The organism is Bradyrhizobium sp. USDA 4473, assembly GCF_054063335.1.
Genome location: NZ_JBSSGE010000001.1, coordinates 446257 through 470332, shown reverse-complemented (window position 1 = coordinate 470332; position 24076 = coordinate 446257). Strand labels below are relative to the sequence as shown.

At 65.1% G+C, this 24076-nt stretch carries 25 protein-coding genes; 14 read left to right on the top strand and 11 right to left on the bottom strand.

The window, feature by feature from the left end:
* Window positions 1–58: 58 nt before the first annotated feature.
* A complete protein-coding gene (locus tag ACVW17_RS02265; RefSeq protein ID WP_456750276.1) occupies window positions 59–2134 on the top strand; it encodes an FAD-binding oxidoreductase in 2076 nt (691 codons plus the stop codon).
* Between the two features lie 244 nt (window positions 2135–2378).
* Here the strand turns inward: ACVW17_RS02265 and ACVW17_RS02260 are convergent, their stop codons facing one another.
* The 3 genes from ACVW17_RS02260 to ACVW17_RS02250 form a co-directional block, all read right to left on the bottom strand.
* A complete protein-coding gene (locus ACVW17_RS02260) occupies window positions 2379–2714 on the bottom strand; it encodes a hypothetical protein (protein WP_456798922.1) in 336 nt (111 codons plus the stop codon).
* A 150-nt stretch (window positions 2715–2864) separates the two neighbouring features.
* The gene (locus ACVW17_RS02255) at window positions 2865–3704 is read right to left on the bottom strand and encodes a substrate-binding domain-containing protein (protein WP_456750274.1); all 840 of its coding nucleotides are present in this window, start codon (window positions 3702–3704) and stop codon (window positions 2865–2867) included.
* Between the two features lie 40 nt (window positions 3705–3744).
* On the bottom strand, window positions 3745–4443 hold the full coding sequence (locus tag ACVW17_RS02250; RefSeq protein WP_456750273.1) for an ABC transporter permease: 699 nt from the start codon (window positions 4441–4443) through the stop codon (window positions 3745–3747).
* Between the two features lie 124 nt (window positions 4444–4567).
* Between ACVW17_RS02250 and ACVW17_RS02245 the strand changes: the two genes are divergently transcribed.
* Both ACVW17_RS02245 and ACVW17_RS02240 read left to right on the top strand, forming a co-directional pair.
* A complete protein-coding gene (locus ACVW17_RS02245; RefSeq protein ID WP_456750272.1) occupies window positions 4568–5380 on the top strand; it encodes an amino acid kinase family protein in 813 nt (270 codons plus the stop codon).
* Between the two features lie 14 nt (window positions 5381–5394).
* A complete protein-coding gene (locus ACVW17_RS02240) occupies window positions 5395–6219 on the top strand; it encodes an amino acid kinase family protein (protein ID WP_456750271.1) in 825 nt (274 codons plus the stop codon).
* Window positions 6220–6407: 188 nt separating this feature from the next.
* Here the strand turns inward: ACVW17_RS02240 and ACVW17_RS02235 are convergent, their stop codons facing one another.
* Window positions 6408–6788 carry a hypothetical protein gene (locus ACVW17_RS02235; RefSeq protein WP_456750270.1) on the bottom strand — a complete coding sequence of 127 codons (381 nt, stop codon included), beginning with the start codon at window positions 6786–6788 and terminating at the stop codon, window positions 6408–6410.
* 207 nt (window positions 6789–6995) lie between these two features.
* Between ACVW17_RS02235 and ACVW17_RS02230 the strand changes: the two genes are divergently transcribed.
* Window positions 6996–7367, top strand: a complete 372-nt coding sequence (locus ACVW17_RS02230; protein WP_456750269.1) for a cupin domain-containing protein — start codon at window positions 6996–6998, stop codon at window positions 7365–7367.
* A 12-nt stretch (window positions 7368–7379) separates the two neighbouring features.
* On the opposite strand, the gene ACVW17_RS02225 is transcribed toward ACVW17_RS02230, so the two are convergent.
* Window positions 7380–8555, bottom strand: a complete 1176-nt coding sequence (locus tag ACVW17_RS02225; protein ID WP_456750268.1) for a fatty acid desaturase — start codon at window positions 8553–8555, stop codon at window positions 7380–7382.
* A 206-nt stretch (window positions 8556–8761) separates the two neighbouring features.
* Window positions 8762–9370, bottom strand: coding sequence for a TetR/AcrR family transcriptional regulator (locus ACVW17_RS02220; protein WP_456750267.1), 609 nt, complete (start codon window positions 9368–9370; stop codon window positions 8762–8764).
* 112 nt (window positions 9371–9482) lie between these two features.
* Between ACVW17_RS02220 and ACVW17_RS02215 the strand changes: the two genes are divergently transcribed.
* The 8 genes from ACVW17_RS02215 to ACVW17_RS02180 all read left to right on the top strand — a co-directional run bounded on the left by ACVW17_RS02215 (window position 9483) and on the right by ACVW17_RS02180 (window position 16296).
* Window positions 9483–10178 carry a PspA/IM30 family protein gene (locus ACVW17_RS02215; protein ID WP_212011887.1) on the top strand — a complete coding sequence of 232 codons (696 nt, stop codon included), beginning with the start codon at window positions 9483–9485 and terminating at the stop codon, window positions 10176–10178.
* Window positions 10179–10234: 56 nt separating this feature from the next.
* Window positions 10235–10510 carry a YiaA/YiaB family inner membrane protein gene (locus tag ACVW17_RS02210; protein ID WP_212011886.1) on the top strand — a complete coding sequence of 92 codons (276 nt, stop codon included), beginning with the start codon at window positions 10235–10237 and terminating at the stop codon, window positions 10508–10510.
* 252 nt (window positions 10511–10762) lie between these two features.
* Window positions 10763–11818 (top strand): hypothetical protein, encoded by a 1056-nt coding sequence (locus tag ACVW17_RS02205; RefSeq protein ID WP_456750266.1) that lies wholly within the window; start codon window positions 10763–10765, stop codon window positions 11816–11818.
* Entirely contained in the window at window positions 11815–12690 is an 876-nt protein-coding gene (locus tag ACVW17_RS02200) for a HesA/MoeB/ThiF family protein (RefSeq protein WP_456750265.1), read from the top strand. Before ACVW17_RS02205 ends, ACVW17_RS02200 begins: the two co-directional genes overlap by 4 nt.
* A complete protein-coding gene (locus ACVW17_RS02195) occupies window positions 12687–13886 on the top strand; it encodes a hypothetical protein (protein ID WP_456750264.1) in 1200 nt (399 codons plus the stop codon). The genes ACVW17_RS02200 and ACVW17_RS02195 overlap by 4 nt, the downstream gene beginning before the upstream one ends.
* Window positions 13883–15004 (top strand): GNAT family N-acetyltransferase, encoded by a 1122-nt coding sequence (locus ACVW17_RS02190; protein WP_456750263.1) that lies wholly within the window; start codon window positions 13883–13885, stop codon window positions 15002–15004. Before ACVW17_RS02195 ends, ACVW17_RS02190 begins: the two co-directional genes overlap by 4 nt.
* Before the next feature lie 131 nt (window positions 15005–15135).
* A complete protein-coding gene (locus tag ACVW17_RS02185; protein WP_456796739.1) occupies window positions 15136–16077 on the top strand; it encodes a hypothetical protein in 942 nt (313 codons plus the stop codon).
* Window positions 16078–16089: 12 nt separating this feature from the next.
* A complete protein-coding gene (locus tag ACVW17_RS02180; protein ID WP_024581255.1) occupies window positions 16090–16296 on the top strand; it encodes a hypothetical protein in 207 nt (68 codons plus the stop codon).
* Window positions 16297–16458: 162 nt separating this feature from the next.
* Here the strand turns inward: ACVW17_RS02180 and ACVW17_RS02175 are convergent, their stop codons facing one another.
* From ACVW17_RS02175 to ACVW17_RS02165, 3 genes are all read right to left on the bottom strand, one after another.
* Complete coding sequence (locus ACVW17_RS02175) at window positions 16459–17790, bottom strand: IS1182 family transposase (RefSeq protein WP_456756372.1); 1332 nt, start codon at window positions 17788–17790, stop codon at window positions 16459–16461.
* 238 nt (window positions 17791–18028) lie between these two features.
* Window positions 18029–18604: a DUF2478 domain-containing protein gene (locus tag ACVW17_RS02170; protein ID WP_456750261.1), complete on the bottom strand. Its 576-nt coding sequence runs from the start codon at window positions 18602–18604 to the stop codon at window positions 18029–18031.
* A 105-nt stretch (window positions 18605–18709) separates the two neighbouring features.
* Entirely contained in the window at window positions 18710–20119 is a 1410-nt protein-coding gene (locus ACVW17_RS02165; RefSeq protein WP_456750260.1) for an aldehyde dehydrogenase family protein, read from the bottom strand.
* 249 nt (window positions 20120–20368) lie between these two features.
* On the opposite strand from ACVW17_RS02165, the gene ACVW17_RS02160 reads away from it, so the two are divergent.
* Window positions 20369–20749 carry a hypothetical protein gene (locus ACVW17_RS02160; RefSeq protein ID WP_456750259.1) on the top strand — a complete coding sequence of 127 codons (381 nt, stop codon included), beginning with the start codon at window positions 20369–20371 and terminating at the stop codon, window positions 20747–20749.
* 134 nt (window positions 20750–20883) lie between these two features.
* Here the strand turns inward: ACVW17_RS02160 and ACVW17_RS02155 are convergent, their stop codons facing one another.
* Window positions 20884–21735, bottom strand: a complete 852-nt coding sequence (locus ACVW17_RS02155) for an SDR family NAD(P)-dependent oxidoreductase (RefSeq protein WP_456750258.1) — start codon at window positions 21733–21735, stop codon at window positions 20884–20886.
* A 193-nt stretch (window positions 21736–21928) separates the two neighbouring features.
* Between ACVW17_RS02155 and ACVW17_RS02150 the strand changes: the two genes are divergently transcribed.
* Window positions 21929–23425 carry an aldehyde dehydrogenase family protein gene (locus ACVW17_RS02150; RefSeq protein ID WP_456750257.1) on the top strand — a complete coding sequence of 499 codons (1497 nt, stop codon included), beginning with the start codon at window positions 21929–21931 and terminating at the stop codon, window positions 23423–23425.
* A 203-nt stretch (window positions 23426–23628) separates the two neighbouring features.
* Here ACVW17_RS02150 and ACVW17_RS02145 read toward each other — a convergent pair whose 3' ends face one another.
* Window positions 23629–24012, bottom strand: coding sequence for a winged helix-turn-helix domain-containing protein (locus ACVW17_RS02145; RefSeq protein WP_456750256.1), 384 nt, complete (start codon window positions 24010–24012; stop codon window positions 23629–23631).
* Between the last annotated feature and the right edge of the window lie 64 nt (window positions 24013–24076).

The window sequence follows — 24076 nt, the reverse complement described above, 5'->3', positions numbered from 1 at the left end:
CTGACCGGGCGTGCCTCGACGGTGCGCCCGTCCAAGCCCCGACATGGAGGGCGAGGCGATGAGCGACAGGCGAACCAAGAGCAAGCTGCCGGCCTGGCATGCCGGCGAGAAGGCGATCCAGCAGAAGGCCGGCGTTGCGGAGAAGATGGAGGCGGTCGGCCAGCGCGCGGTGCGCGACTTCATGCCCGACCAGCATCGCGACTTCTTCGCGCAGATTCCATTCATCGTCGTCGGCAGCGTGGACCAAGGCGGCGACGCATGGGCCTCGCTGCTGGCCGGCCGGCCCGGCTTCATCGCCTCGCCGACGCCGCGCAGCCTCGAGATCGCTGCGCGGCCCGATCCCTCCGATCCCGTCAGCGCGGGCATGGGCGAGGGCGACGCCATCGCGCTGCTCGGAATCGAACTGCACACAAGGCGCCGCAACCGTGCCAACGGGCTGCTGCGCGCATCGTCCGGCAACGCGCTCAGCTTCGACCTCGATCAGAGCTTTGGCAATTGCCCGCAATATATCCAGCTGCGCGATTTCGCCTTCGTGCGCGCGCCGGATCAACCGTTCACGGGCGAGATCGAACAAAGCACGACGCTCGATCAGGCCGCGCGCGACATGATCGCGGCGGCGGATACGTTCTTCGTGGCGTCCTATGCCGAACGCGAGGACCGCCGCCAGGTCGACGTCTCGCATCGCGGCGGCAAAGCGGGCTTCGTCCGCGTTGCCGATGACGGCACGCTGACTGTTCCCGATTTCGCCGGCAATCTGTTCTTCAACACGCTCGGCAATATCCTCGTCAACGGCAAGGCCGGGCTGGTGTTTGCCGATTTCGAAACCGGCGACCTGCTGCAACTGACCGGCGACGCCGAGGTGATCCTGGATTCGCCTGACATCGCGGCGTTCCAGGGCGCCGAACGTCTGTGGAGCTTCCGTGCCCGCCGCGTGGTGCGCCGGCGCGGCGCGTTGCCGCTGCGCTGGGCGTTCCGGGCCGACGGCTGGTCGCCGAATGTGCTGATGACCGGCGACTGGGCGCAGGCCGCCGATCGCATCCGCGCAAACGAACTTGCGACGCAATGGCGCCCGTTCAAGGTGACCAGGATCGTCGACGAAAGCCGGTCGATCCGCTCGTTTCATCTCCAGCCGGACGACGGCGCGGGGCGGCTTCCGCACCAGGCGGGACAACATCTGCCGATCCGTCTGTCATTGCCCGGCGCCGACAAGCCGGTCATCCGCACCTACACGCTGTCGGTTGCGCCGTCCGACGGCATGTACCGCATCAGCGTCAAGCGTGACGGCCTGGTGTCGCAGCATCTCCATGACACCCTCCATGTCGGCGACATCATCGAAGCTCGCGCGCCGGGCGGCCACTTCACGTTCGATGCGCGCGAGAAGCGGCCCGCGGTGCTGCTCGCCGGCGGCGTCGGCATCACGCCGATGCTCGCGATGCTGCGCCACGTGGTCTATGAGGGGCTGCGCACCCGCGGCATCCGGCCGACCTACCTGTTCCAAGCCGCGCATGCCAGGGCGGATCGCGCCTTCGGCGACGAGTTGCAACAACTTGCTGACTCCGCCGGCGGCGCCGTGCGGATCATCCGCGTGCTCAGTGACATCGACGGCGCCGAGCAGGGCACCGACTACGATGCCGCGGGGCGGATCGACGTGGCGTTGCTGTCGCGCGTGCTGCCGTTCAACGATTACGATTTCTATCTGTGCGGACCGCCGCAGTTCACCCAATCGCTCTACGACGTGCTGCGCGGCTACAACATCGCCGACAACAGGATCCACGCCGAGGCGTTTGGTCCTTCGTCGCTGGTGAGGAAGCCGGACGTCGCCAGTACGGCGCTGCCGCGGCGGCCGCCGGCAACCGCGTCGGCGCCGGTCGCCTTCACCGCGTCGGCGAAGGAAGCGCGCTGGACGCCGGAGTCGGGAACGCTGCTCGAACTCGCGGAGGCGCGCGGTCTCAGCCCCGCGTTCAGCTGCCGGGAAGGCAATTGCGGAAGCTGCCGGACCCGATTGCAGGCCGGCGCGGTGACCTATCTGAAGCAGCCGACTGCCGAAGCGGCCGATGACGAGGTGCTGATCTGCTGCGCAGTGCCGGCGAAGCCGGATGGCGACGGGGAGAATCGGATCCAGCTCGATCTCTGATCGCACCGCTGCGCGGTACCTCGGTGGCCGCTTAATCGTGCTGCATCACGATTCTCCTTCCGTCGTCATTGCGAGGAGCGGCAGCGACGAAACAATCCATCTAACCGTGTCTGCGGGCAGATGGATTGCTTCGCGGAGCCTGTCATCCGGCGGCGCTTCGCGCCGACCGGGTGGCTCGCAATGCCAGCAGAATTCATTCACAACCTTTCGGGACAAGCAAAAAGCGTCCTGTGACGCTGTAAGATTAGCCCATGCTGCCCGGCATGAAGCAGCGCGGCCTCGGGTGGCCGTTCAGGTAATACGGCCAGACCATGGTGTGGCCGGCGCGGTTAGGTCCGGTGACGACGGCTTCATCGGGAACGTCGACCCATTCGCCGTCCAAGCGGACACGGTAGTGGCCGTCCTTGGTGTCCCAATCCGCGTCATCGACGCGCGTCGCGTCGGTGCCGTCGCAGCAGGGCCCTTTTCCGCTCTGCAGGCTCTCATACCAGCCGTTCAGCTCGGGATGGTCGTGATCATGGGCCCGGGACGGGCCGATTGCCGCCATCGATAGCAGGGCGGTAAGCACCGTGAGCGTCATACGCAAGCGCGATCTGTTCATCTGGTTCCCAATTCCGGACGCCCATGTCAGGCCAATCCGGAAATGATCACCAGGTTCCTCACATCAATAGGATGATGATTATCATATATTCACATTCGCGAGAGAATGCGGAACGCGGCCGGACCGCCGTCAAGCATTGGGATCGTTCGCATTGGGAAAAAAGAGCTGCTGACCGTTGATCTTGTAGCCCGCGATCGCGCTCTGCCCCTCCGGTGAAATCAGGAAGTCGATGAAGCGCTGGCCGGCTTCCTTCTTCACCGTGGGATGCTTGAGCGGATTGACCAGCATCACCCCGTACTGATTGAACAGCCGCTTGTCGCTTTCAACGAGGACGGCCAGGTCGCCGCGATTTTGGAAGGCCAGCCATGTGCCGCGGTCGGAGAGCACATAGGCGTTCGACGCCGAGGCCATGTTCAGCGCGGCACCCATGCCCTGGCCGATTTCCTTGTACCAGGAGCCGCGGTCGTTCACGATGTCGATGCCGGCGTCTTTCCAAAGCTTCAGCTCGGCAATATGGGTGCCGGAATGATCGCCGCGGGAGACGAACGGCGCGGCTCTGGCCTTGATGGTTTGCAGCGCGGTGAGGACATCCTTGCCCTTGATGCCTGCCGGATCGTCCTTCGGACCGATGACGACGAAGTCGTTATACATCACGGGATAACGCTTCACACCGAATCCCTCCGCAAGGAACTTCTCCTCGGCCGATCTGGCATGAACGAACACCACGTCGGCATCGCCGCGGCGCGCGGTGTCGAGCGCCTGACCGGTACCTTGGGCCAGCACCTTCACCTCGAGACCTGCCTTCTGCTTGACGATCGGGAGCAGGTAACCGAACAGCCCGGAATCCTGGGTTGATGTCGTCGACGCCACGACAATGGTCTGATCTTCCGCCCAACCCGGATGAGTGAAGGTCTGCCAGGCAAGCGCGATGATTGCGAGGATGCGAAGTGAGCCGGACCAGTGCTTCATGCGGGCGATCTCCCTTTGAACAACAGTATCGTTTGGCGCTTCAGCGAGCGGCTAAGATGCGTCCGATCAGGAAGCTCAACGCGCTCACGGTCATCGATAGGATGATGAGGATGATGCCAAGCGCAAGGGCAAGGCTCAGCTCTCCCTTGCTGGTCTCCAATGCGATGGCAGTGGTCATGGTGCGCGTATGCCCGCGCACATTGCCGCCGACGATGATGATCGCGCCGACCTCTGCGATCGCCCGGCCGAAAGCCGCGAGAAACGCGGTCAAGAGCCCGTCGCGTCCGATCGCCATGAGTGTCCAGATGGCGCGCAAGCGCGAGGCGCCGTCGACGAGAAGGGCATCGCCGTAACGAGCCCAGACATCCACCATCGTCCGATGCACCAGGGCAATGACGATCGGAATGCCGAGAATGGCCTGCGCGATCACCATGGCGGTTGGCGTAAACAAAATCCCCAGCGCCCCTAACGGTCCCGATCGGGACAGCAGGAGGTAAACAGCAAGTCCCACCACGACCGGCGGCAATCCCAGGAGCGCATTGACGACGACGATCAACGCAACTCTGCCCCGGATCCGGTAGACGGCCAGCGCCGTACCGATCGGCGCCCCGATCGCGAAGGCAAAGAAGCTCGCGGTCAGGCTGACGCCAAGCGACAGCCCGACGATCTGACGCAGCTGCGGATCAAAGCGGCCGATAAGGCCGGCCGCCAGTTCCAGCGCTTGGGTAAAATCATTCATGGTCCCTACTAAGCCAGACCTCGGCAAATAAGCAAAATCATCGAGGTCTTGAGACCCGCCCCGCTTACCGCTACCAGTGCATCCGGAAGCAATGCCAGGCGCATTGATGATAAGGACGTTTCTCATGGTAAACACGACGGCGGAGCTTGAAGCGCTCCTGATGCAGCGGTCGCTGACCGATCCGCAGCTTTTGGCTGCGGCGGATGCGGCATCGGACTTCCGGATCCTGCCGGATGCCACGGTGATCAAGATCGGCGGGCAGAGCGTGATCGACCGCGGCCGCGCCGCCGTCTATCCGCTGGTCGATGAGATCGTCGCCGCCCGCAAGGCGCACAAGCTGTTGATCGGGACCGGGGCGGGCACCCGCGCCCGGCACCTCTACTCGATCGCGGCCGGACTGCGGCTGCCGGCCGGCGTGCTGTCGCAGCTCGGCGCATCGGTTGCCGACCAGAATGCGGTGATGCTGGGCCAATTGCTGGCCAAGCACGGCATCTCCGCGGTCAGCGGTGCCGGGCTGTCGGCCGTGCCGCTGTATCTCGCCGAGGTCAACGCCGTGATCTTCAGCGGCATGCCGCCCTACGGGCTGTGGATGCGGCCCGCGCCCGAGGGCATGATCCCGCCCTACCGCACCGACGCCGGTTGCTTCCTGGTCGCCGAGCAGTTCGGCTGCAAGGCGATGATTTATGTCAAGGACGAGAACGGCCTCTACACCGCGAACCCGAAGACCTCGAAGGGCGCGACCTTCATTCCGAAGATCTCGGTCGCCGAGATGAAGGCCAAGGGATTGCAGGATTCGATCCTCGAATTCCCGGTGCTCGATCTGCTCGCCTCCGCGCGCCATGTCCGCCAGGTGCAGGTCGTCAATGGCCTCGTCCCCGGCAATCTCACCCGCGCGCTCGCGGGCGAGCATGTCGGCACCATCATCACCGCGAACTGACCAGGGGCACGACTATGGATGACACCATCAAGCACGTCGCTTCGCCGCTCGCGCGCCAGACCCTGCTCGACAGCGATCTCACCCGTCCCGTCGCCGGCGGACGTCCGATTCCGCTGCTGCCCTGGGTGCAGGTGATCAAGATCGGCGGCCGCTCCATCATGGATCGCGGCCATGAGGCGATCCTGCCTGTTGTCGCCGAGCTGCGCGCACTGCTGCCCGAGCACCGCATGCTGATCCTGACCGGCGCCGGCATCCGCGCCCGCCATCTCTACAGCGTCGGCCTCGACCTCGGACTGCCGGTCGGCTCGCTCCAGCCGCTCGCGGCGAGCGAGGCCGGGCAGAACGGCCATATTCTCGGCTGCCTGCTCGCACCGGAGGGCGTGTCCTATATCGAGCATCCGACCATCGCGAGCCAGCTCGCGATTCATCTCTCCGCATCGCGCGCCGTGGTGGGCAGCGCGTTTCCGCCCTATCACCATCACGAGTTTCCGAACTCGCGCATCCCGCTGCATCGGGCGGACACCGGCGCGTTCCTGCTCGCCGATGCGCTCGGCGCCGCCGGGCTGACGATCGTGGAGGATGTCGACGGTGTCTACACCGAGGATCCGAACGGTCCCAACGGCAAGAAGGCGCAGCTGTTGCGCGAGCCCAGCCTCGCCGATCTCGCCGAGCTGAAGGGCACGCTGCCGTTCGATCCCGCGCTGCTCGAGGTGATGGCCAACGCGCGGCACATCGCACGCGTGCAGGTCGTGAACGGCCTCGTTCCCGGCCGGCTCACCGCGGCACTGCGCGGCCAGCACGTCGGCACGATCATCCGCACTGGCGCGCGGCCGGCGTAACTCGAGCGGCGGACTCCGCTTCACCTCGCCCCGCCTGCGGGGAGAGGTCGGAATTCAAGCGCAGCTTGCATTCCGGGTGAGGGGGAGTTTCCGCGGACGCAGCTATCACCGTACGCGCGGATGCAGCCCCTCACCCCAACTCTCTCCCGTTAAGCACGGGGAGAGGGAGCTCAGCGCCATCGCGGCGATTACTTGATCGTTGCGTGCACGGTGATGACCGAGGTGCCGGACGCCTTCGGTCCCTGACCCGTTGCCTTGATGGCAAACGTATCATTGCCCTTGTACTTGGCTTTCGCCCGGTACTCGAAGGTCGACGCGTTGATCTTCTTCAATTTGCCATAGGCCGGCTTCTGCAAGATCGCCGAGTCCGTCACCGTGCCGCGGATCCCGATCGGAATCTGGCAGCTTTCGCCCGAGGCAACGTCGATATCGCCGGTCGAATTCTCGCCCCAATCCGCCAATGTCACCGACATCGAGCATTCCGGCGCGGGTTGCGCCGACAGCGCCGGCGTGACGTCTGATGCTGCAAGGATGAGCGCCACTGCGGCGACCACGATACACGTTTTCATGCAAGGCCCACTGCTGACCGTTTTCGGCGCGGGAATCCTGCAACGTGGCAGCAGGTGTGGCAAGGGCTTCACGGACAGGGCTTCGCGGCACCTGTGTGACGTGTGTCGTCACGCTCAGGCGCTTGTTGCGTCGTCGGAGCGTCCCCATCATCATTGCAGCCCGATCTGATCGGGCCAAAGGCTCGCGTGACCAAGGAAGGGGTTCCAATGGCTGAAAGCAACGACGGTCAGGCAAAGGGTCGACAAGGCGGATTTGCCGGCGTCACGCGCAGGACCCTCGAGCGTCTTGCATTGCCCGGCGATCATCGCGAACTCGTCGTTGCCGAGGTGACCTATCCGCCGGGCGGCGTGGCGCCGCTGCACCGCCATCCCGTTGGCGGCGTGATCTTCATCGTCGAGGGCGTTGCCGAGTCGGCGTATGGCGACGAGGCGCCACGGCAATACCGCGCCGGCGAGACCTTGCAGGATCGCGCTGACATTCCGCACACGCTGTTTCGCAATTGCGATCCGGAGCGGCCGCTGCGCTTCCTGACCATCTACGCGCTCGAGCCCGGGCGCGCCTACACGATGGAGCCGTAAGGCTGCGAGACGCTACCGCCGGCTCGCTTGCGGCTTTGGCGTTGCGCCGGCCAGCGCGGGTGGAACGGCCAGCAGCAGGCAAACCGATTCCACCAGCAGCTCATGGGCACGGTCGACGATATCGTCCAACGAACTGGTCTTCGCGAACATGGCCTGGGCTTCGGCCAGCAACCGCTCGCGCGTGGGAATGCTGGGCAGATGCAGATCGGCCCGGTGCTGCAACAGCACAAGCGCCTCCCGCACCGATAACCCGGTTTCGTGCACCGACGATTTGATGGCCTGCGCGATGTATTCGGGATTGAAACGGCCGGCGAGCTGCTCGGCCGTTCGCTTGATCACGCGCGATCCCAGGCGCTGCTCGTTGCGAAGAACCTGCGCCGGCGGCGCCTTCAGCTTCCGGACGAGGCCGAGCCAGGACAACGCCACCAGGACATAATAGGTCGCATCGATCTCCCACCACCGGAAGCCTTGCCGCGCGCTGCTCTGGTAGGCGTGATGATTGTTGTGCCAACCCTCGCCCATCGTGAACAGGGCCAGCAGCCAGTTGTTGCGGGAATCATCGCCCGTGACATAGCGCTTGCGCCCGTGAACATGGGCAAGCGAGTTGATGCAAAACGTCGCGTGATACAGCAGCACGGTGCTCCAGAAGAAACCGATCACGAGCCCCGGCCATCCGGCAATGAGGAAGCACAGAGCTGCGACCACGATCGCCGGGAGGACCTCCAATTTGTGCAGCCACATCAACTCCGGATAGGCGGCAAAATCCGCGACTTTGGTCAGATCCGTTGCATCATGCTGCCGATAAAAGATCCAGCTGACATGACTGTACAGGAAGCCCTTATGTCGGGGTGAATGCACATCGTGCTCGGTATCCGAATGAAGATGGTGATGCCGGTGTTTCGCGGCCCACCAAAGCACGCTTTTCTGGGCGCTGCTTTGGGCCAGGAACGCGAGGACGAATTGAAACGTCCGGCTTGTTGCGTAAGCCCGATGCGAGAAATACCGATGATAGCCGGCAGTGATCGCAAACATGCGCAGCCAGTACAGGACGATGCAGATTGCAATCGCTTGCCAGGAGACGCCGGTCCAGATCGCCGCCAGACACCCTGCGTGGACCAGCAGAAACGGCAGGACCTGCGGGTACATGATGTCGTCGTGCTGGAGATCGGGATCGATATTGGTGGACACGCGCGCGACCTCGGTTGCTTCGATGCGCGGGCCGCCGGGCCGGGCGGTCTTTGCGCGCTGTTATAAGTAGAACCCCACGGCCGGTAGACAAGTCGCGGGGTCGCGAAACCAGGGGCTCTGCTAGTACATCGGCTGTCAAAGCAGCATGGCGCCGATTGCCGCAGCTGATGCCGCACGCAGATGTGCCGCTGGATAGGGCACCGGCGCTAATCCTTCTTCGCCGTCAGCCCGTCGACCATCGCACGGGTCAAGGTCGCGATCTCGCTGCGCAGTTGGCCGATCGGCACCGCGATCAGCTTGTGCTCCAGCCCGAGCGCGACCATGCCGTGCACGGCGGAGAACAGGCTGCGCGCGGTGACGCCGAGTTGCGCCGGCGTGCGCTGCGGGAACAGTGCGGCGAGCGGCTTGTAGATGTGACGGAACAATTCCATCTGCTCGGTGATCGCCCATTCCGGCACCGGCTTGCCAGGCTGCATGCGATGCTCGAACAGCGCGCGCCACAGTTCGAGATTGTCGGCGGCGAAGTCGCAATAGGCGACCGCGATCCGCACCAGCATCTCGCGCGGCGCGGCCGCCACGCCGATCTCGGCCAGCGACAGCGAGGCATCGAGCCGGGCCAGCGTGCGTGAGCCGACCCGCAGGATCAGCTCGTCGACATCCTCGACCAGATTGTAGACGCCGCCATTGGCGACTCCGATTTCCTGGGCCAATTCGCGGGTTTTCAGCCCGCCGAGACCCTTTGCTGCAATCGCCCGTTCCGCCGCCTCGATCAGCGCTTCGCGCAATTTTGCACGTCGTTCCAATGCTTTGGACATGTTTTACCCGCCATTAATCACATGCGTGAGCGACGCTCAGATAATTCTTGAGCGATGCTCATTATGTGGTACAAGAGATTCATGAGCGATGCTCATAACAGGGAGCGATGAAATGTTCAAAACTGTTTTCACACTTTTCCGCGGCACCGTTGCGGTGGCCGAAGAGGAACTGCAAGACCGCACCGCGCTGGTCATCCTCGACCAGCAGATGCGCGATGCCGCCGCCGCGGTCGAGCGCTCGAAGCGGTCGCTGGCTCTGGCCATCGCCGGCGACCAGCAGGAAGGCCGCCGGCTCGAGGCCACCAACGCTCGGATCGCCGATCTGGAGGTGCGCGCGTCAGCGGCGCTCGAGGGTGGCCGCGAAGATCTCGCCCGCGAAGCCGCGCAGGCGATCGCCAATCTCGAGGCCGAACGCGATGCCGCGATGACCGCGCGGACGCTGTTCGCCACCGAGATCACCCGGCTGAAGCGCCACGTCGCCAATGCCGAGGCGCGCATCGCCGAGCTCGATCGCGGCCGCCGGCTGGCCCGCGCCTCGGAGGCGGTGCGCTCGCTGCGCCGGAGCGGCATCGAGGCGGCGCGGCCCTATGAGTCGACGCTGCCGGAAGCCGAGGCGACGCTGAAGCGGCTGCGCGAGCGGCAGATCGAGATGCAGGCGGCCGACGACGCGCTGTTCGAGATCGATACCGCCTCGGGACCGCTGGCCACCGCCGAGAAGCTTGCCGAGCAGGGTTTTGGCCCGCGCATGAAATCGACCGCCGACGACGTGCTGGCGCGGCTGAAAGCCAAGCGCCCGAACGCAGCCTGACACCTCAAGCCTGAAACCACACCAACTTCAATCGACATCACATCAAGGAGACGACCATGAACCAGACCATTCAACCCCACAGCAGCAGCTGGGTGACCTTCACTTATGCATCCTTCGCGGCCTCGGCCTTCCTCGTCGGCGTCGGCGTGTTCTTCCTGCCGATCGACCTCTGGATGAAGGGCTATCTGACGATGGGCATCGTGATGTTGGTCCAGACCTGCGTGACGCTGACCAAGACGGTGCGCGACAATTACGAAAGCGGCAAGTTCGTCAACCGCATCGAGGACGCCAAGGCCGAGCGCCTGCTGATGGAAGTGTCCAAGGCGGCCTAAGAAGACGACGTAAGCCGGGAGCCCCATTTCCTCCGCGTCATTGCGAGGAGCGCTAGCGACGAAGCAATCCATCGGCCCGCGTCTGCGGAAGGGTGGATTGCTTCGCTTCGCTCGCAATGACGGACGGCAGCTCTTGCGGCAACTTGTTCCGTTTCCGGAAGGCCTCGTTTACCCTGCGGCGAACAGCGTCAGGTTGCGCTCATGGCTCCTTAACAGGCCGGAGTGCAGAGATCGCGCCCGAGGGACAGAGAAATGGCGTCCACGGACAATCCGACCCCCGCTTCGCGCGGCAGCAAGGGTCTTGCGAAGGCGCGCGCGGCCTTTGACGGCTTGCGCAGCCATGCCGGCTTCTGGCTGAAGGCGCTGTCGCAGCCGACCATCGATCTCACTTTGCGGACCCAGGCCGGGCAGCGCACCCGCATCGTCGAATCTCCCGGCCTGTCGCTGCCCAAGGACGAACTCGACGCGCTGGTCGCGCAGCTGCGCATGGTTGCCGCGAAGACGCTGCCTGCCGAGAGTCTGAGCTACGGCATCTTCTCCGGCGAGCCGGAACGGCTGTCGCGCGCGGTCGTCACCTTGATCTCGGAGGAAGACACCGGGCGACCGATCGCCTTCAACGCGCTGTCGGTGATGGACGTGCCGCTCGACGGCGAGCCGGCTGAAGTGACCCATCTCGGCCTCGTGATGGTCGATCCCGATGTGCGCGGGCAGGGGCTGTCCTGGGTGCTTTACGGCCTGACCGCGCTGGTGCTGTTCGCCCGCGACGGCTTGCGGCCGAAATGGGTCTCCAACGTCACCCAGGTGCCGGCGGTGGTCGGCATGGTCAGCGACACCTTCTCGGACGTGTTCCCGTCGCCGCTACCAGGTGCGCGGCAGAGCTTTGCGCATCTGCAGCTGGCGCGCGGCATCATGGCCCGGCACCGTGCGGTGTTCGGCGTCGGCGAGGAAGCCGGCTTCGACGAGGCGCGCTCGGTCATCACCAATGCCTATACCGGCGGCTCGGACGCGCTGAAGAAGACCTTCGAGATCGCGCCGAAACATCGCAACGCGATCTACAATGAATTTTGCGAGCGCGAGCTCGACTACGGCCGCGGCGACGATGTGCTGCAACTCGGCCGCATCGATCTGGCCGGCGCGCGCCGTTACGTCATGAGCGAAGTGCCCTCGGGCTCGCTGCCAGCATTGCTCGCGGCATCCGCGATGCTGGCCCTGCAGCGGCTGGTGCTGCCGGTGGTCTACTGGCTGGACGACAGCCGCGCCTTCGGCACCCTGCGTCCGCGCAAGCAGGAGAGCGGGGCCGCGCGATGAATTTCGACTATTACTCGTTCACCGGCCGCAACATCGGCTTCATCGACGAGCATGAGCAGCAGCTCTTGCGCCAGGCGCGGGTGTTCGTCTGCGGCGTCGGCGGCATGGGCGGCGCGGCCTTCATGGCGCTGGCGCGCACCGGCGTAGGCAAGTTCGTGATCGCCGACATCGATCGCTTCGAAGTCTCCAACCTCAACCGCCAGGTGTTCGCCTTCGCCGACGAGGTCGGCCGCGAGAAGGCGGCGGTCGCCGCGGAAGCCGCCAAACGCATCAACCCGACCATCGAGATCGAGGTGCTCGGCGAGAACTGGACCAGCGAGCTCGCCGGGATCGCCGAACGATGCCCTGTGATCGTCAACGGCATGGACGATATCGCCGCCGGCGTGCATCTGTACCGGACCGCGAAAGCCGCCGATGCGACCGTGATCGACGCCTATATGTCGCCGCTGCCGTCGGTGATCGTGGTGCGTCCGCATGATCCGAGGCCCGAGCAGCGCCTTGGCTTTCCGACGCTGGGCAAGAACTGGACCGAGATCACCGACGACGACCGCCGCGCCGCGATGCGGGCCGAGATCGAGCACGTGATGCTGCATTCCTCCTCGCGCAACTATGTCGATCTTGCGATCGCCGGCGAGGTGGCGGCCGGCCGCCGCAGCCGGATGTCGTTTGCGCCGATGGTGATCTCGACCGGGATGCTGATGGCCTATGAGGCGATTGCGCTGATCCTCGGCCGCCGCTCCGGCACCGATTGCCGCGGCTGGTTCCTCAACCCGCACCGGCCCGCGATCGAGAAGCCGCGCAATGCGCTGGTCGCGGCCTTGATGCGTCCGCTGGTCCGGCGCGCCATTGACGAGTTGACGAGCGGCAAATGACATCAGGGGTGATCGCCGATTCCGTCGTCAATCTCTGCGGCGCCATCGGCGTCGCCGTGGCGATGATGACGTTCTACCGCCGCGATCCAAGGAGCCCGCTGACCCGCCGCCTGCTGCTCGCGCTCGGCGTGATCGCGCTTCTATTTCTCGACCGCGGCTTAGCGTGGTGGAGCGGAAGCTTCGTGCTCGACCGCCTCTCGGTGATCCCGGCCGCGCTGATCCCGCTCGGCGCGCTGATCGTCACCGAAGGCATCCTGCGCCGGCATGCGCCGCGCGCGGTCAAGGTCGCGGCGCTTGCCGGCGGCATTCTGCTCGGCCTCGGCGGCACATTCGGGCTGCAACGCTTTGCGATGCCCTATGCGATCACGCTGGCGCTATTCCAGCTGCTGGGCTTTGCCACCTGCGCTGTGCTGCTGGCGACGCGCGACCGCGCCGCGCTGATGGCCTCGGAGAACCGTAGCATCGGCCGCATGGCGGTCGGCGCGCTGGTGGTGATCCCGTTCATCCTGACCGATTTCCGCACGCTATTCCCCCACATTCCGGTCCGGCTCGGCGCGCTGGGTGCGCTGCTCACGGTCACCGTGATGCTGATCGCCGGCGGCGGCGCCGAGACCCGCCGCCACGGACTTGCGATGATGGCGCTGCGGCTGATCTCTTCGGGCCTGCTCGGGCTCGCCGCCAGCTTCATGGCGCCCGATGTCGATGCCGCGCAGATGGTGCGGTTCGTCGCGGTCGCGATCGCCGGCGTGCTGACCATCGGGCTGATGACCGATGCGCTGCGCGCGCTGTTCGAATCCCAGGAGCCCGGCGTGCTTAATTCGGTCGCGACCTCGCCGGCGCAGACCCGCGAGCAGTTGATCGCCGAGCTGGCGCGGCACCCGATCTTCGAAAGCGCGCAGCGCTTCCGCGAACGCGATCTTGCGCTCTACGATCCGCCGCTGCTGCGCGACGTCCTGTCGACGCGGCGCGTGCTGCGCCGTCCCGACGCGCCGTGGGGCCTATCGCCGATCGACCCGGCCGCCGAGCGCCTCATCTCGCTGATGACGGCCAACAGCGCCACCCATGTCATCGTGCTCGCGCATGATCCGCTCGATCTGATCGTGCTGGCGGTGCCGGTCACCGCGGCCGATCCCGCCACCGAAACCGCGTTGGCGCTGGTCAGGCGGCTGTTGGCATTGACCCCGGAGGCCAAATGACGCTTGAGATCCGCGAGGGCGATCGCAAGGCGGCATTCGACGCCGCGCTCAACGCCTATGGGCGGGACAGCCTCTACGTACCGCCCCTGTGGAGCGATTTCGACCGGATGTTCGACCCGGCGAAGAACCCGTTGATCACCGAAGGCCATGGCCGCTATGCGCTGTTCTCGGCGCATCGCGACGGCAAGCCGGTCGGCCGCATCGCCGCCTCGATCCATGACGCGTCGAACCGCAAGCACGGCACCCGTCACGGCGCGTTCGGCTTCTTCGACTGTATCGACGATGTCGAAGTCGCCGATGCGCTGCTGCGCGCCGCCGAGCAATGGCTGTCCGCGCGCGGCATGAGCCGGGTCGCCGGCAATTTCAATCTGACGGCGATGCAGCAGATCGGCGTCATGACCGATGGCTTCGACCACGCCCCGTTCACCGACATGATGTGGTCGCCGCCGCATATCGCGCGGCACCTCGAACGCGCGGGCTATGCCGCGACCTTCCCGATGACGACGTTCGAGATCGCGCTTCACGGCGGCAAGCCGGAGCAGCTGCTCGGCGACAAGCAACGCGCGGTGCTCGCCGATCCGGGTTTCGTCTGGCAGCCGATCAAGCGTTCTGCCTTCAAGGCGAGGCTGGAGGATGCGCGGCTGATCCTCAATGACGGCTTCGCCGACAACCCGATGTTCGTGCCGCCGACCGCGGCCGAATATCTGTTCCAGGCCGGCGACATGATGTGGATCATCGACAAGCGGATTTCGACCGTGGTCTATCACCGCGGCCGTCCCGCTGGCGCGATCATCGCGATCCCGGACCTCAACCCATTGATCAAGGCGATCGGCGGCCGGGTCGGGCTATTGGCACCGTTCAGATTCGTGCAGCACCGCATGCTGAACACGCGTGCGGTTCTGATCTATCAGTCGGTCTGCCGCGATCTGCACAATCGCGGCCTCAACGGCGCGATGCTTTACCGCACCGCGCTGGCGTTGCAGCAGGCCGGCTATCGGACGCTCGGCGGCACCTGGATATCGGATATCAACGCTCCGTCGCTGCGCCAGGTCGAGAAGGCCGGCGCCACGCCGCTGCACCGGCTGCATCTGTTCACCAAGCGGTTGGCGGCGGCATGAGCGCCCTGACGCCGGATCTGCTGCGCGAGCTGGTCGCGGAGGCGCGGCTGGCGCCGAGCGTCCACAATATCCAGCCGACGCGCTGGCGGCTGCTCGACGACGGGCGGCTGGCGCTGGTCGACGATACCAGCGTGCGCGCGCCGGTCGCGGACCCGGCGGGGCATGATGTCCTCGTCTCGCACGGCGCGGCGCTGGAGGGCATGAGCCTTGCGCTCAACCGCCGCGGCTTCGCGATCACGGCCATGACCACGATCGAGCAGCCGCTGTCGCCGCAATTTGCCGCGCTGTGCAGCTTTGCGATCAGGCAAGGCGTCGCGCCCGATCCGCTGGCTGATCATGCGGCGCGCCGGATGTCATGGCGCGGCAAGTTCGTGGCGTCGCCGGATGACGGCACATCGCTGGCGCAGCTTGCCGTCGCGCGTGACGATCTGATCTGCATCTGTGATCGCCAGGCGATCGCCGATATTGCCGGCTGGGCCGACCAGGCCGAGTTCTCCTTTGTCCATGGTGACGACTACAGGGCCGAGCTGCTGGCATGGATGCGGCTGTCGCCCGATCATCCGCACTATCTGCTCGATGGTCTCAATCGCGATGCGCTGGCCATGAATGCGGTGGAGGTCACCGCCGCACGCTACGTGCTCGGCGGCCTGTTCAAGCCGCTGGATCGTCTCGGTCTCGCCGCAATGCTGCTCGCCGATCGCGCCAAGACCATCTCGGCAGCGGCGATCGTGCTGTTCTGCCGTCCGGTCGGTGAGGATCCACTCACGACGGGGCGGCACTTCTATCGCAGCTGGCTCGAGATCGATCGCGCGGGCTTTCGCGGCATGTCCGATCTCGGCCCTGGCAGATCATCCCGACTTCAACGATCGGCCGCGCAAACTCGGCCGGATCGGCGCGGATCTGCGCCTCGTCAACGTGTTTCGCGTCGGCAGGCCGGCAAAACCGTTGAAACCCCGGCATTTCCGACTGCCGGTCGAGCAACTCATCATCTAGGATGCGCTCACAAAAAGAGCGCGATAGCCGCTGTCAAAGCTTCACGGGGTCGTGCTATGACGCCGCCCGCTAACCAATGACCGGTGGGGATGATGTCGAAGCAATCGCTGCGCGAAGAGGCCGAGCGCCTGATCCGCGAGACCATGGAAAAGCGGAACCTGGTCATCAAGCAGGGCACCACCCGGATCGAGGCGGTCTGCGGCAAGTGCGGCGCGCCGAACCGGGTTCAGGCGGAAAAGGGCCAGTCCCGCGTCAAGTTCACCTGCAAGAACTGCGACCACAAGCAGGAAACGCTGTAGGCGTGTCTGTTGCGTAGGGTAGGGTTAGCTGACCGATCCTGCGATTCTGTTTGTACCGTCATCCTGAGAGCTTGTGACGGATTCGGCTCCTGCGGAGTTTTTGGCGGCTGTTCGTCGCAGCAATTGGCAGGTTTGAGTTCGAGTTCGGCGATGACCCGTTGTTTAGGCTCTGGAGAGGCGGTTGCCTTGCAGGATGTTGTTGACGAGGGCGTACCAGAGCACGACGGCACGGACCTTTTCGATGCCGCGCACGGTCAATTGCCGCAGGTCCCAATTGCGCCAGCGGGCATGGATGCACTCGCAGATCGACCGGGACCTGTATCGGGCCTTGCCCTCTTCGCTCGCCATTCGCGCACGCCAGGCCAACACCCCCGGACCGTCGCCGCGCCGCGGTAGATAGGGATCGGTACCGTGCTTGGATTGAGTGGGCGGACAAAAGATATCGATGCCCTCGGCATAGGCCCATTCGATGTCCTCGGCACTGCCAAAGCCGCCATCGACGAGATGGTCCTTGGGCAACCCTCCGGGCCGCGCACGCTGCCGCTCCAGCATGGGGCGCATCAGGCCGCGATCGGATCCGATGTTGCAAATTCTGGTGTCGACGACGATCTGCTCGCCGGCCACGCTCGTCACCTGCACGTTGTAGGCGGGGCGGAAGCCGCCGTTCGCCATCTTCATGACCCGTGCATAGGCGTCCGTCGTGGAGGCCCGCGGCTCCTTCGGCGTCTTGCCGTTGCCGCGACTTTCTTCGCGCTCCTTGCGCTGCTGCTTGATCTCGGCGAGCGCCGTCTGCGCCGCCTTCACCCGCGCGCTGCGTTCCCGCGCGGCCCGCTCCTTGGCTGCCCGGGCACGCTTATTGCTGGCGTCCGAGCGTGTGTCGACCTCGCGCTTGAGGTCTTCCACCACGGCCTCAGCCTGCGCCAAATGCTTATCCAGCGTCGCCTCGCGCCGGAACGAGGCGGCCCCGGCGCTGGCCCGGACCCGCATGCCATCCTGCGCCAAGGTCTCCAGATCGACGAGACCGGCCTTTGCCAACGCTGCCAGATGCTCACTGAGCAGTCGGTCAAGCAGATCGGCGTTGCCGACCCGGAAGTCTGCCAGCAGGTGATAGTTCACCGACACCCCGCCGCACAGCCAGCGATAGGCATCGTGGCTCTCGCACAGCCGCTCCAACGCCCGCGCGCTGCCAACGCCTTCGCTGGCGGCATAGAGCCACAGCGCCAGCAAAAGCCGGGGCGAGGTCGCGGGGTGACCGGGACGATCGCCGCGAGCCTTGATCCGGTCCTCCAACTCACTCAGATCAAGCTCTTCGACATAAGACCAGATCAGCCGCACCGGATGGTCTTCCCCGATCAGGCTCTCAATATCAACCGCTCGCAGCGCAATCTGGTCGCGCTGGGGCTCACGCAGCCGCGGAGCGCCGGGCAAGCCCGCTTCGGCTGGTGGCTTCGCCTGCTCCGGCAGGTCCCCAAACAACTCATCGGCAGCCAACATCACCTCCCGCGAATCCATCATCGCCAGAGAATCACACCGCGCCGGCTTTCGGCTATAATGCTCGCTGAAACCCCAAAAAAATCACACCCTCTGAGGAGCGCGCTCTTGCGCGCGTCTCGAAGGATGAATCGGCCACAGGCCGGGCCGTCGATCCTTCGAGACGCGCTACGCGCTCCTCAGGATGACGGTGATAGTGGGTGACCCGGTTACGCCGTCGGCTGCGCTACGGAGCTGATGTTTACTTGAACACTTCGCACACCGTTGTGCGATCCGGCGCGACCCGCCCCGCGGTCCGCAGCGAGACGTTGTGCCACCAGGCATCCAGCGCGGGACGGTCGCAGGCGAGCTTCACGCTCATGCCGCCGGCGAATTTGATCCAGTCGGCAAAGCTTGCGCGCGACACCGCGATGACGACCGGAATATCGGCACCGAGCGCGCGATCGATCACGAAGCCGAGGCCCTTGCCGTCGCGTTCGCGCTTGCCGAAGCGGTTGACGATGACGAGATCGGCGCCCGCCGAAAGCGCGTCGGCGACGCGAACGCCGGCATCGTGCAGCCGCGACAGATCGAGCTTGCAGCCGGTGGCACCTGGATTCTCAGGACTTTGGCTCGGCGGCTGCGCCAGCAGCAGCGTCTCGCCGCTATGCACCAGCACCGCGGACAGGCTGGAATCGGCGCATTGGCCCGTCTGCACCATGCCGACCACGCGTGTGCCCTGCGTCTTCAGATCGGCGGCGAAGTCGCGCAGCACGGCGTCAGGATCGTCGTTGTCGTCATAGACCAGGGCGGCGAGGTCGCATTGGGCGTCGAACATGGTGGGCTCTGTTCGTTGTGGAGGAGAGGGGCGGGCCGCCGCGTCAAGGGTTACCAAGGGTTACCAAGCGTTGCCAAGGCGTGGCGGCCGCATGTTTCCTTCGGATCAGGCGGCCGGCGGGCCGTTGATGATTTGCAGCTGGGTGAATTCGGCAAGGCCTTCCTCGGCGAATTCGGTGCCGATGCCCGACTGCTTGGCGCCGCCGAACGGAATGTTCGGCGCCATGTCGAGGTGCTTGTTGATCCACACCGTGCCGGCCTCGATCCGGGTCGCGATCTCATGCGCCCGTTTGATGTCGGACGACCATACTGAGGCGCCGAGGCCGTAGGTGGTGGCGTTGGCGCGACGGATCACGTCGTCCTTGTCGGAATACTTGATGACCGGCAGCACCGGACCGAACTGCTCCTCGTCGACCAGCTTGGAGCCTTCCTTGATGTCGCGCACGATGGTCGGCTCGATGAAGTAGCCGGGACGGTCCATTGCGGCGCCGCCGGCGATCACGTTGCCGTTCTTGCGGGCATCGTCGAGGAACGCCTTCACCTTCTCGTACTGCATCTTGTTTTGCAGCGGCCCGAGTTTTGTTCCTTGCTTGGAGCCGTCATCGACGACGGTGTTCTTCGCGATGGCGACCAGCTCGTTGCAGATCTCGTCATAGACGGACTCGTGCACATAAAGCCGCTTGATGGCGAGGCAGACCTGGCCGGAGTTCTGGAACGCGCCTTCGAAGATGCCGGGCGCGACCTTCTTCGGGTCGACGTCGTCGAGCACGATGCCGGCATCGTTGCCGCCGAGCTCGAGCGTGATCCGCTTCAACGTCTGCGAAGCGCTTGCCATCACCTTCTGGCCGGTTGCGGTCGAGCCGGTGAACGAAATCTTGCGGATGTCCGGATGCTTGGTCATGTGATCGCCGAGATCGTTGGCGTCGGCGATGAAGTTCAGCACGCCCTTCGGCAGGACGTCCTTGACCAACTCGGCAAAGCGCAGGGAGGCCAGCGGCGTGGTCGGTGCGGGCTTCACCACCAGGGTGTTGCCGGCGAGCAGCGCCGACGGCAGCTTGAACGCCAGGATCAGCAGCGGATAGTTCCAGGGAATGATCGCGCCGACCACGCCGAGCGGGCGGCGATAGGCCTCGACCTTGCGGTCGCCGGAATTCTCGATCACGCGCATCGGCAGTTCGAGCGAGCCGAGATCGCGGAAGAAGCCGGCCATGCCCATCACTTCGCCGGTGGCGTCCGCGAGCGGCTTGCCCTGCTCGCTGGTCAGGATCCGCGCCAGCTCGTTGGTGTTGGTTTCGATCACCTCGGCCATCTTGATGATGAGCTTGCGGCGCTCCGCCATCGGCGTGGCGGCCCAGGCCGGGAAGGCGGCCTTCGCGGCGGCGACCGCCTTGTCGAGCTGTTCCTTGGAGGCGCGCGGGCACTGCGCCACCACCTCTTCGGTCGCCGGATTGAGCACCGGCATCGTGCTGTCGCCGGGTACCATTTTGCCGTCGATGAGAAGACTGTAATCACTCATAGGCTTCGCTCTCCCTGGTGAAACGGGCCGTTCGGGCCTCGCTATATCCTATCATATATCACGGTTGCGGAATGGAAGCCACGGCCGTGAGCGGCGCGCCCCGGGGCACCGCTCCGGAGCCGTGTGCGCTTCAATCTATTCTAACGGCATCTGCGACCATGCCGGACCGGCAGCCTCTATACTTGGGGCTGGACGCTCGTCGTCTTCGCGATATATTGTAATGAATATAACGAGATCCGGAGTGCCGGCATGCAGATCGAAACCCAGGAACTCACAACCTGCGAAGTCGCGTCCGACGGCTGCGCGATTTCGCTGGGGTTCGTGGACGGCAAGGGTGAGCCCGCCACCATCCGCCTGTCGATCAACCAGGTCGGCGCGCTGGTGATGACGTTGCCCGGGCTGATCAGCAAGGCGTTGCAGACCCGTTTCGGCGACCGGTCGCTGCGCTACGCCTATCCGCTGGACTCATGGATCATCGAGCAGTCGACCGATCCGGCCCAGGGCATGATGACGCTCACCACATCCGACGGCTTCAGCGTCTGCTTCTCGATCCCGCGCGCCCAGCAGAGCGAGCTCGGCGAGGCGCTGGTGGCGCAGCCGGCGACACGGGTGCACGTGCGGGCGAATTAGGGCGCGCTAATCCCTCGTCATTCCGGGGCGCGCGAAGCGCGAGCCCGGAATCCATCAGGCCGCAGGCTCTGTGGTGAAATGGATTCCGGGCTCAGCCCTTTGGACCGCCCCGGAATGACGAGAGCATCAAGATTTCACTTCCCCTTCACGAATGCGGCAAATGCATCGCCGTAATCCTTGTGCCAGCGCGACAGCGGCGGGCGGTTCTCGACGATGTCGCCGGCAGCCCACAGGATGCGGCGTTCGTCGAGCGCGCGCGGCACATCGTTGTCGGGGCAGAGGATGTAGAAATCGCCGGCTCCGAGGCGCTCGATCATGAAGTCGACGGTCTGTTCCGATGTCCAGGCGCCGGCCGGCTTCTCGGTGCGGCCGCGCGCGGTCAGCCCGGTGAAGACGAAGCCCGGGATCAACAGATGTGCCGTGAGCTTGCAGCCGTCGGTGTTGCGCAACTCATGCTGCAGCGCCTCGGTGAACGCCTTCACGCCGGCCTTCGAGACATTATAGGCGGGGTCGCCCGGCGGTGTGGTGATGCCCTGCTTGGAGCCGGTGTTGATGATCAGCCCGGGCCGGCCGTGCTTGATCATGTTGGGTGCGAAGGCCTGGGTGCCGTTGATCACGCCCCACAGATTGACGCCGAGGATGCGCTGCCAATTGTCCGCGGGTCCGAACATCGCGCTGCCGGGCTGAATGCCGGCATTGTTCATCAGGATGTCGGTGCCACCGAATTTTTTGGCGACGGCGGCCTCGAGGTTTGCGACCTCGTCGGCCCGGCTGACATCGACCGCTGCCGTCATGATATCAGCCGCACCGCCGGATGCCGCAGACGACAGTTTTGCCGCAGCCGCCTTCAGCCGGTCGTCGCCGAGATCGGCGATGCAGACCTTCATCCCGGCCTCGGCAAACCGCAATGCGGCGGCAAAGCCGATGCCGGATGCGCCGCCGGTGATCACGGCAACATGATTAGCTGATATCACGGGGTGGGGCATCACTGGTCTCCGGACACATTTGTGGCTGAGGTTCAAAATCCATCGTACCATGCACGCCGGCGCATGGGAGGTTTTCATGCGTGCCGCCCTCGACAACGCTTGCTCGGCTTTACGGTTTCGCCCCTGCGTTGTAAAATCGCCGATATAACGCTTCCAGAAGACCTCAGCCGACAATTTGACAGGGAGTGCAAACATGGCTGTTTCGCAGGCTATTCCGATCACGCGCCATCCTTACGCCGACGGCTCCTACAAGAAGATGCTGATCGACGGCAAATGGGTCGACGCCGCCTCGGGCAAGACGTTCGAAACCCACAACCCCGCAACCGGCGAATTGCTCGCGACCGTCGCCGAGGGCGATGCCGAGGACATCAACCGTGCGGTCGCCGCTGCGCGCCGCGCCTTCGAAGGGCCATGGAGCAAGGTGAAGCCGTTCGAGCGGCAGAACCTGCTGCTCAAGCTCGCCGAGCTGGTCGAAGCCAATTTCGAGGAATTGTCCCAGCTCGACACGCTCGACATGGGCGCGCCGATCAGCCGCACCCGCGGCAACCGGCTGCGCGCGCTCGGCATGCTGCGCTACTACGCGGGCCAGGCCACCGCGATCCATGGCGAGACCATCGAGAACTCGCTGCCTGCCGAGATCTTCTCCTACACGCTGAAGGAGCCGATCGGCGTGGTCGGCGCCATCATCCCCTGGAACGGGCCGCTGACCGCCTCGATCTGGAAGATCGGCCCGGCGATCGCGACCGGCTGCACCGTGGTGCTGAAGCCGGCCGAGGAATCGCCGCTGACCTCGCTGCGCATCGGCGAGCTCTGCATGGAAGCCGGCATTCCGCCCGGCGTCGTCAACGTGGTGCCGGGCTATGGCGAGACCGCGGGCGCCGCGCTCGCCAATCATCCCGATGTCGACAAGGTCGCCTTCACCGGTTCGCACATCACGGGACAATCGATCATCCGCGCCTCGGCCGGCAACCTCAAGCGCGTGTCGCTCGAGCTCGGCGGCAAGTCGCCGGACATCGTGTTCGCCGACGCCGATCTCGATGCGGCGGTGCCGGGCGCGGCGATGGCGGTGTTTGCCAATTCCGGGCAGATCTGCAGCGCCGGCACCCGGCTGTTCGTCGAGCAGAAGGTCTATGACGAATTCGTCGGCCGCGTCGCCGAGTTCGGCAAGAAGCTGCAGGTCGGCAATGGCCTCGATCCCAACACCCAGATCGGGCCGCTGGTGTCGCAGCAGCAGATGGACCGTGTCTCCGGCTATCTCGACATCGGCCAGCAGGAAGGCGCCAAGGCGCTGGCCGGCGGCGGCCGCCTCACCGAGGGCGCGCTGTCGAAGGGCTATTTCGTGCAGCCGACCGTGTTTGCCAATGTGCAGGACAGCATGCGCATCGCGCAGGAGGAGATCTTCGGCCCGGTGATCTCGGCGATCTCGTTCAAGGATCCGGACGAACTGATCAAGCGCGCCAATGCCACCACCTTTGGCCTCGGCTCCGGCGTTTGGACCACCAATGTCAGCAAGGCGCACCAGGTCGCGAAGGCGCTGCGCGCCGGCTCGGTCTGGGTCAATTGCTACCAGGCGATGGATCCGGCGGTGCCGTTCGGCGGCTACAAGATGAGCGGCTACGGCCGCGAGTCCGGCAAGCAGCACGTCGAGGAGTATCTCAACGTCAAGGCGGTCTGGATCAAGACGGGCTAGGGCCGCTTCTTACCTCTCCCCGCTTGCGGGGAGAGGTCGCCGCGCGTTTGCGCGGCGGGTGAGGGGGTACAGGTCTCAACGATCGGCGCGCTCGCTACCGCATGATTTCGGAATATTAGAATACCGCCCCGAACGCCACCCGCTCCTTTGCATGGGGTTGTTTTTCGATATTTTTGCAATAAGCCGTTGCGACGGCCTTGCGCCTACCGCCCTGCGGCCTTCCGTGGCTTGCCGATGTCGCTGCGCAGCGCTTCGAGATCCTTGCGGACCGCGGTCGCCGCATCGCGTTCGATCTTGCGGTAGCGTGCCACCAGGGACAGGCCGAACGGGGTCAGCACCGCGCCGCCGCCGTTCTTGCCGCCGGTCTGCCGTTCCACCGCCGCCTGGCGGCAGATGCGGTTGATCTCGTCGACCAGGTCCCAGGCGCGCTTGTAGCTCATGTCCATGGCGCGGCCGGCGGCCGAGATCGAGCCGCATTGCTTGATCTGCTCGAGCAGCAGGATCTTGCCCGGCCCGATGCGGTCTTCGGCATCGAGATCGATGCGGACGCTCAATGAGGGGAGCGATGTGGCGCTCGTTTTCGACATGGCAAGCCTGCTTGTCTGTTCGCTAGATTGCCACTACCTGCTTTTGCGAACAAGATGAACCCGT

What these genes read in the sequence shown, in the direction of transcription:
- ACVW17_RS02265 (WP_456750276.1), top strand. Translation starts at nt 59, where the DNA reads ATGAGCGACAGGCGAACCAAGAGCAAGCTGCCGGCCTGGCATGCCGGC.
- ACVW17_RS02220 (WP_456750267.1), bottom strand. Translation starts at nt 9,370, where the DNA reads ATGTCCAAAGCATTGGAACGACGTGCAAAATTGCGCGAAGCGCTGATC.
- ACVW17_RS02150 (WP_456750257.1), top strand. Translation starts at nt 21,929, where the DNA reads ATGGCTGTTTCGCAGGCTATTCCGATCACGCGCCATCCTTACGCCGAC.
- ACVW17_RS02245 (WP_456750272.1), top strand. Translation starts at nt 4,568, where the DNA reads ATGGTAAACACGACGGCGGAGCTTGAAGCGCTCCTGATGCAGCGGTCG.
- ACVW17_RS02215 (WP_212011887.1), top strand. Translation starts at nt 9,483, where the DNA reads ATGTTCAAAACTGTTTTCACACTTTTCCGCGGCACCGTTGCGGTGGCC.
- ACVW17_RS02255 (WP_456750274.1), bottom strand. Translation starts at nt 3,704, where the DNA reads ATGAAGCACTGGTCCGGCTCACTTCGCATCCTCGCAATCATCGCGCTT.
- ACVW17_RS02175 (WP_456756372.1), bottom strand. Translation starts at nt 17,790, where the DNA reads ATGTTGGCTGCCGATGAGTTGTTTGGGGACCTGCCGGAGCAGGCGAAG.
- ACVW17_RS02190 (WP_456750263.1), top strand. Translation starts at nt 13,883, where the DNA reads ATGACGCTTGAGATCCGCGAGGGCGATCGCAAGGCGGCATTCGACGCC.
- ACVW17_RS02210 (WP_212011886.1), top strand. Translation starts at nt 10,235, where the DNA reads ATGAACCAGACCATTCAACCCCACAGCAGCAGCTGGGTGACCTTCACT.
- ACVW17_RS02160 (WP_456750259.1), top strand. Translation starts at nt 20,369, where the DNA reads ATGCAGATCGAAACCCAGGAACTCACAACCTGCGAAGTCGCGTCCGAC.
- ACVW17_RS02195 (WP_456750264.1), top strand. Translation starts at nt 12,687, where the DNA reads ATGACATCAGGGGTGATCGCCGATTCCGTCGTCAATCTCTGCGGCGCC.
- ACVW17_RS02145 (WP_456750256.1), bottom strand. Translation starts at nt 24,012, where the DNA reads ATGTCGAAAACGAGCGCCACATCGCTCCCCTCATTGAGCGTCCGCATC.
- ACVW17_RS02230 (WP_456750269.1), top strand. Translation starts at nt 6,996, where the DNA reads ATGGCTGAAAGCAACGACGGTCAGGCAAAGGGTCGACAAGGCGGATTT.
- ACVW17_RS02260 (WP_456798922.1), bottom strand. Translation starts at nt 2,714, where the DNA reads ATGACGCTCACGGTGCTTACCGCCCTGCTATCGATGGCGGCAATCGGC.
- ACVW17_RS02240 (WP_456750271.1), top strand. Translation starts at nt 5,395, where the DNA reads ATGGATGACACCATCAAGCACGTCGCTTCGCCGCTCGCGCGCCAGACC.
- ACVW17_RS02170 (WP_456750261.1), bottom strand. Translation starts at nt 18,604, where the DNA reads ATGTTCGACGCCCAATGCGACCTCGCCGCCCTGGTCTATGACGACAAC.
- ACVW17_RS02180 (WP_024581255.1), top strand. Translation starts at nt 16,090, where the DNA reads ATGTCGAAGCAATCGCTGCGCGAAGAGGCCGAGCGCCTGATCCGCGAG.
- ACVW17_RS02200 (WP_456750265.1), top strand. Translation starts at nt 11,815, where the DNA reads ATGAATTTCGACTATTACTCGTTCACCGGCCGCAACATCGGCTTCATC.
- ACVW17_RS02165 (WP_456750260.1), bottom strand. Translation starts at nt 20,119, where the DNA reads ATGAGTGATTACAGTCTTCTCATCGACGGCAAAATGGTACCCGGCGAC.
- ACVW17_RS02250 (WP_456750273.1), bottom strand. Translation starts at nt 4,443, where the DNA reads ATGAATGATTTTACCCAAGCGCTGGAACTGGCGGCCGGCCTTATCGGC.
- ACVW17_RS02205 (WP_456750266.1), top strand. Translation starts at nt 10,763, where the DNA reads ATGGCGTCCACGGACAATCCGACCCCCGCTTCGCGCGGCAGCAAGGGT.
- ACVW17_RS02155 (WP_456750258.1), bottom strand. Translation starts at nt 21,735, where the DNA reads ATGCCCCACCCCGTGATATCAGCTAATCATGTTGCCGTGATCACCGGC.
- ACVW17_RS02235 (WP_456750270.1), bottom strand. Translation starts at nt 6,788, where the DNA reads ATGAAAACGTGTATCGTGGTCGCCGCAGTGGCGCTCATCCTTGCAGCA.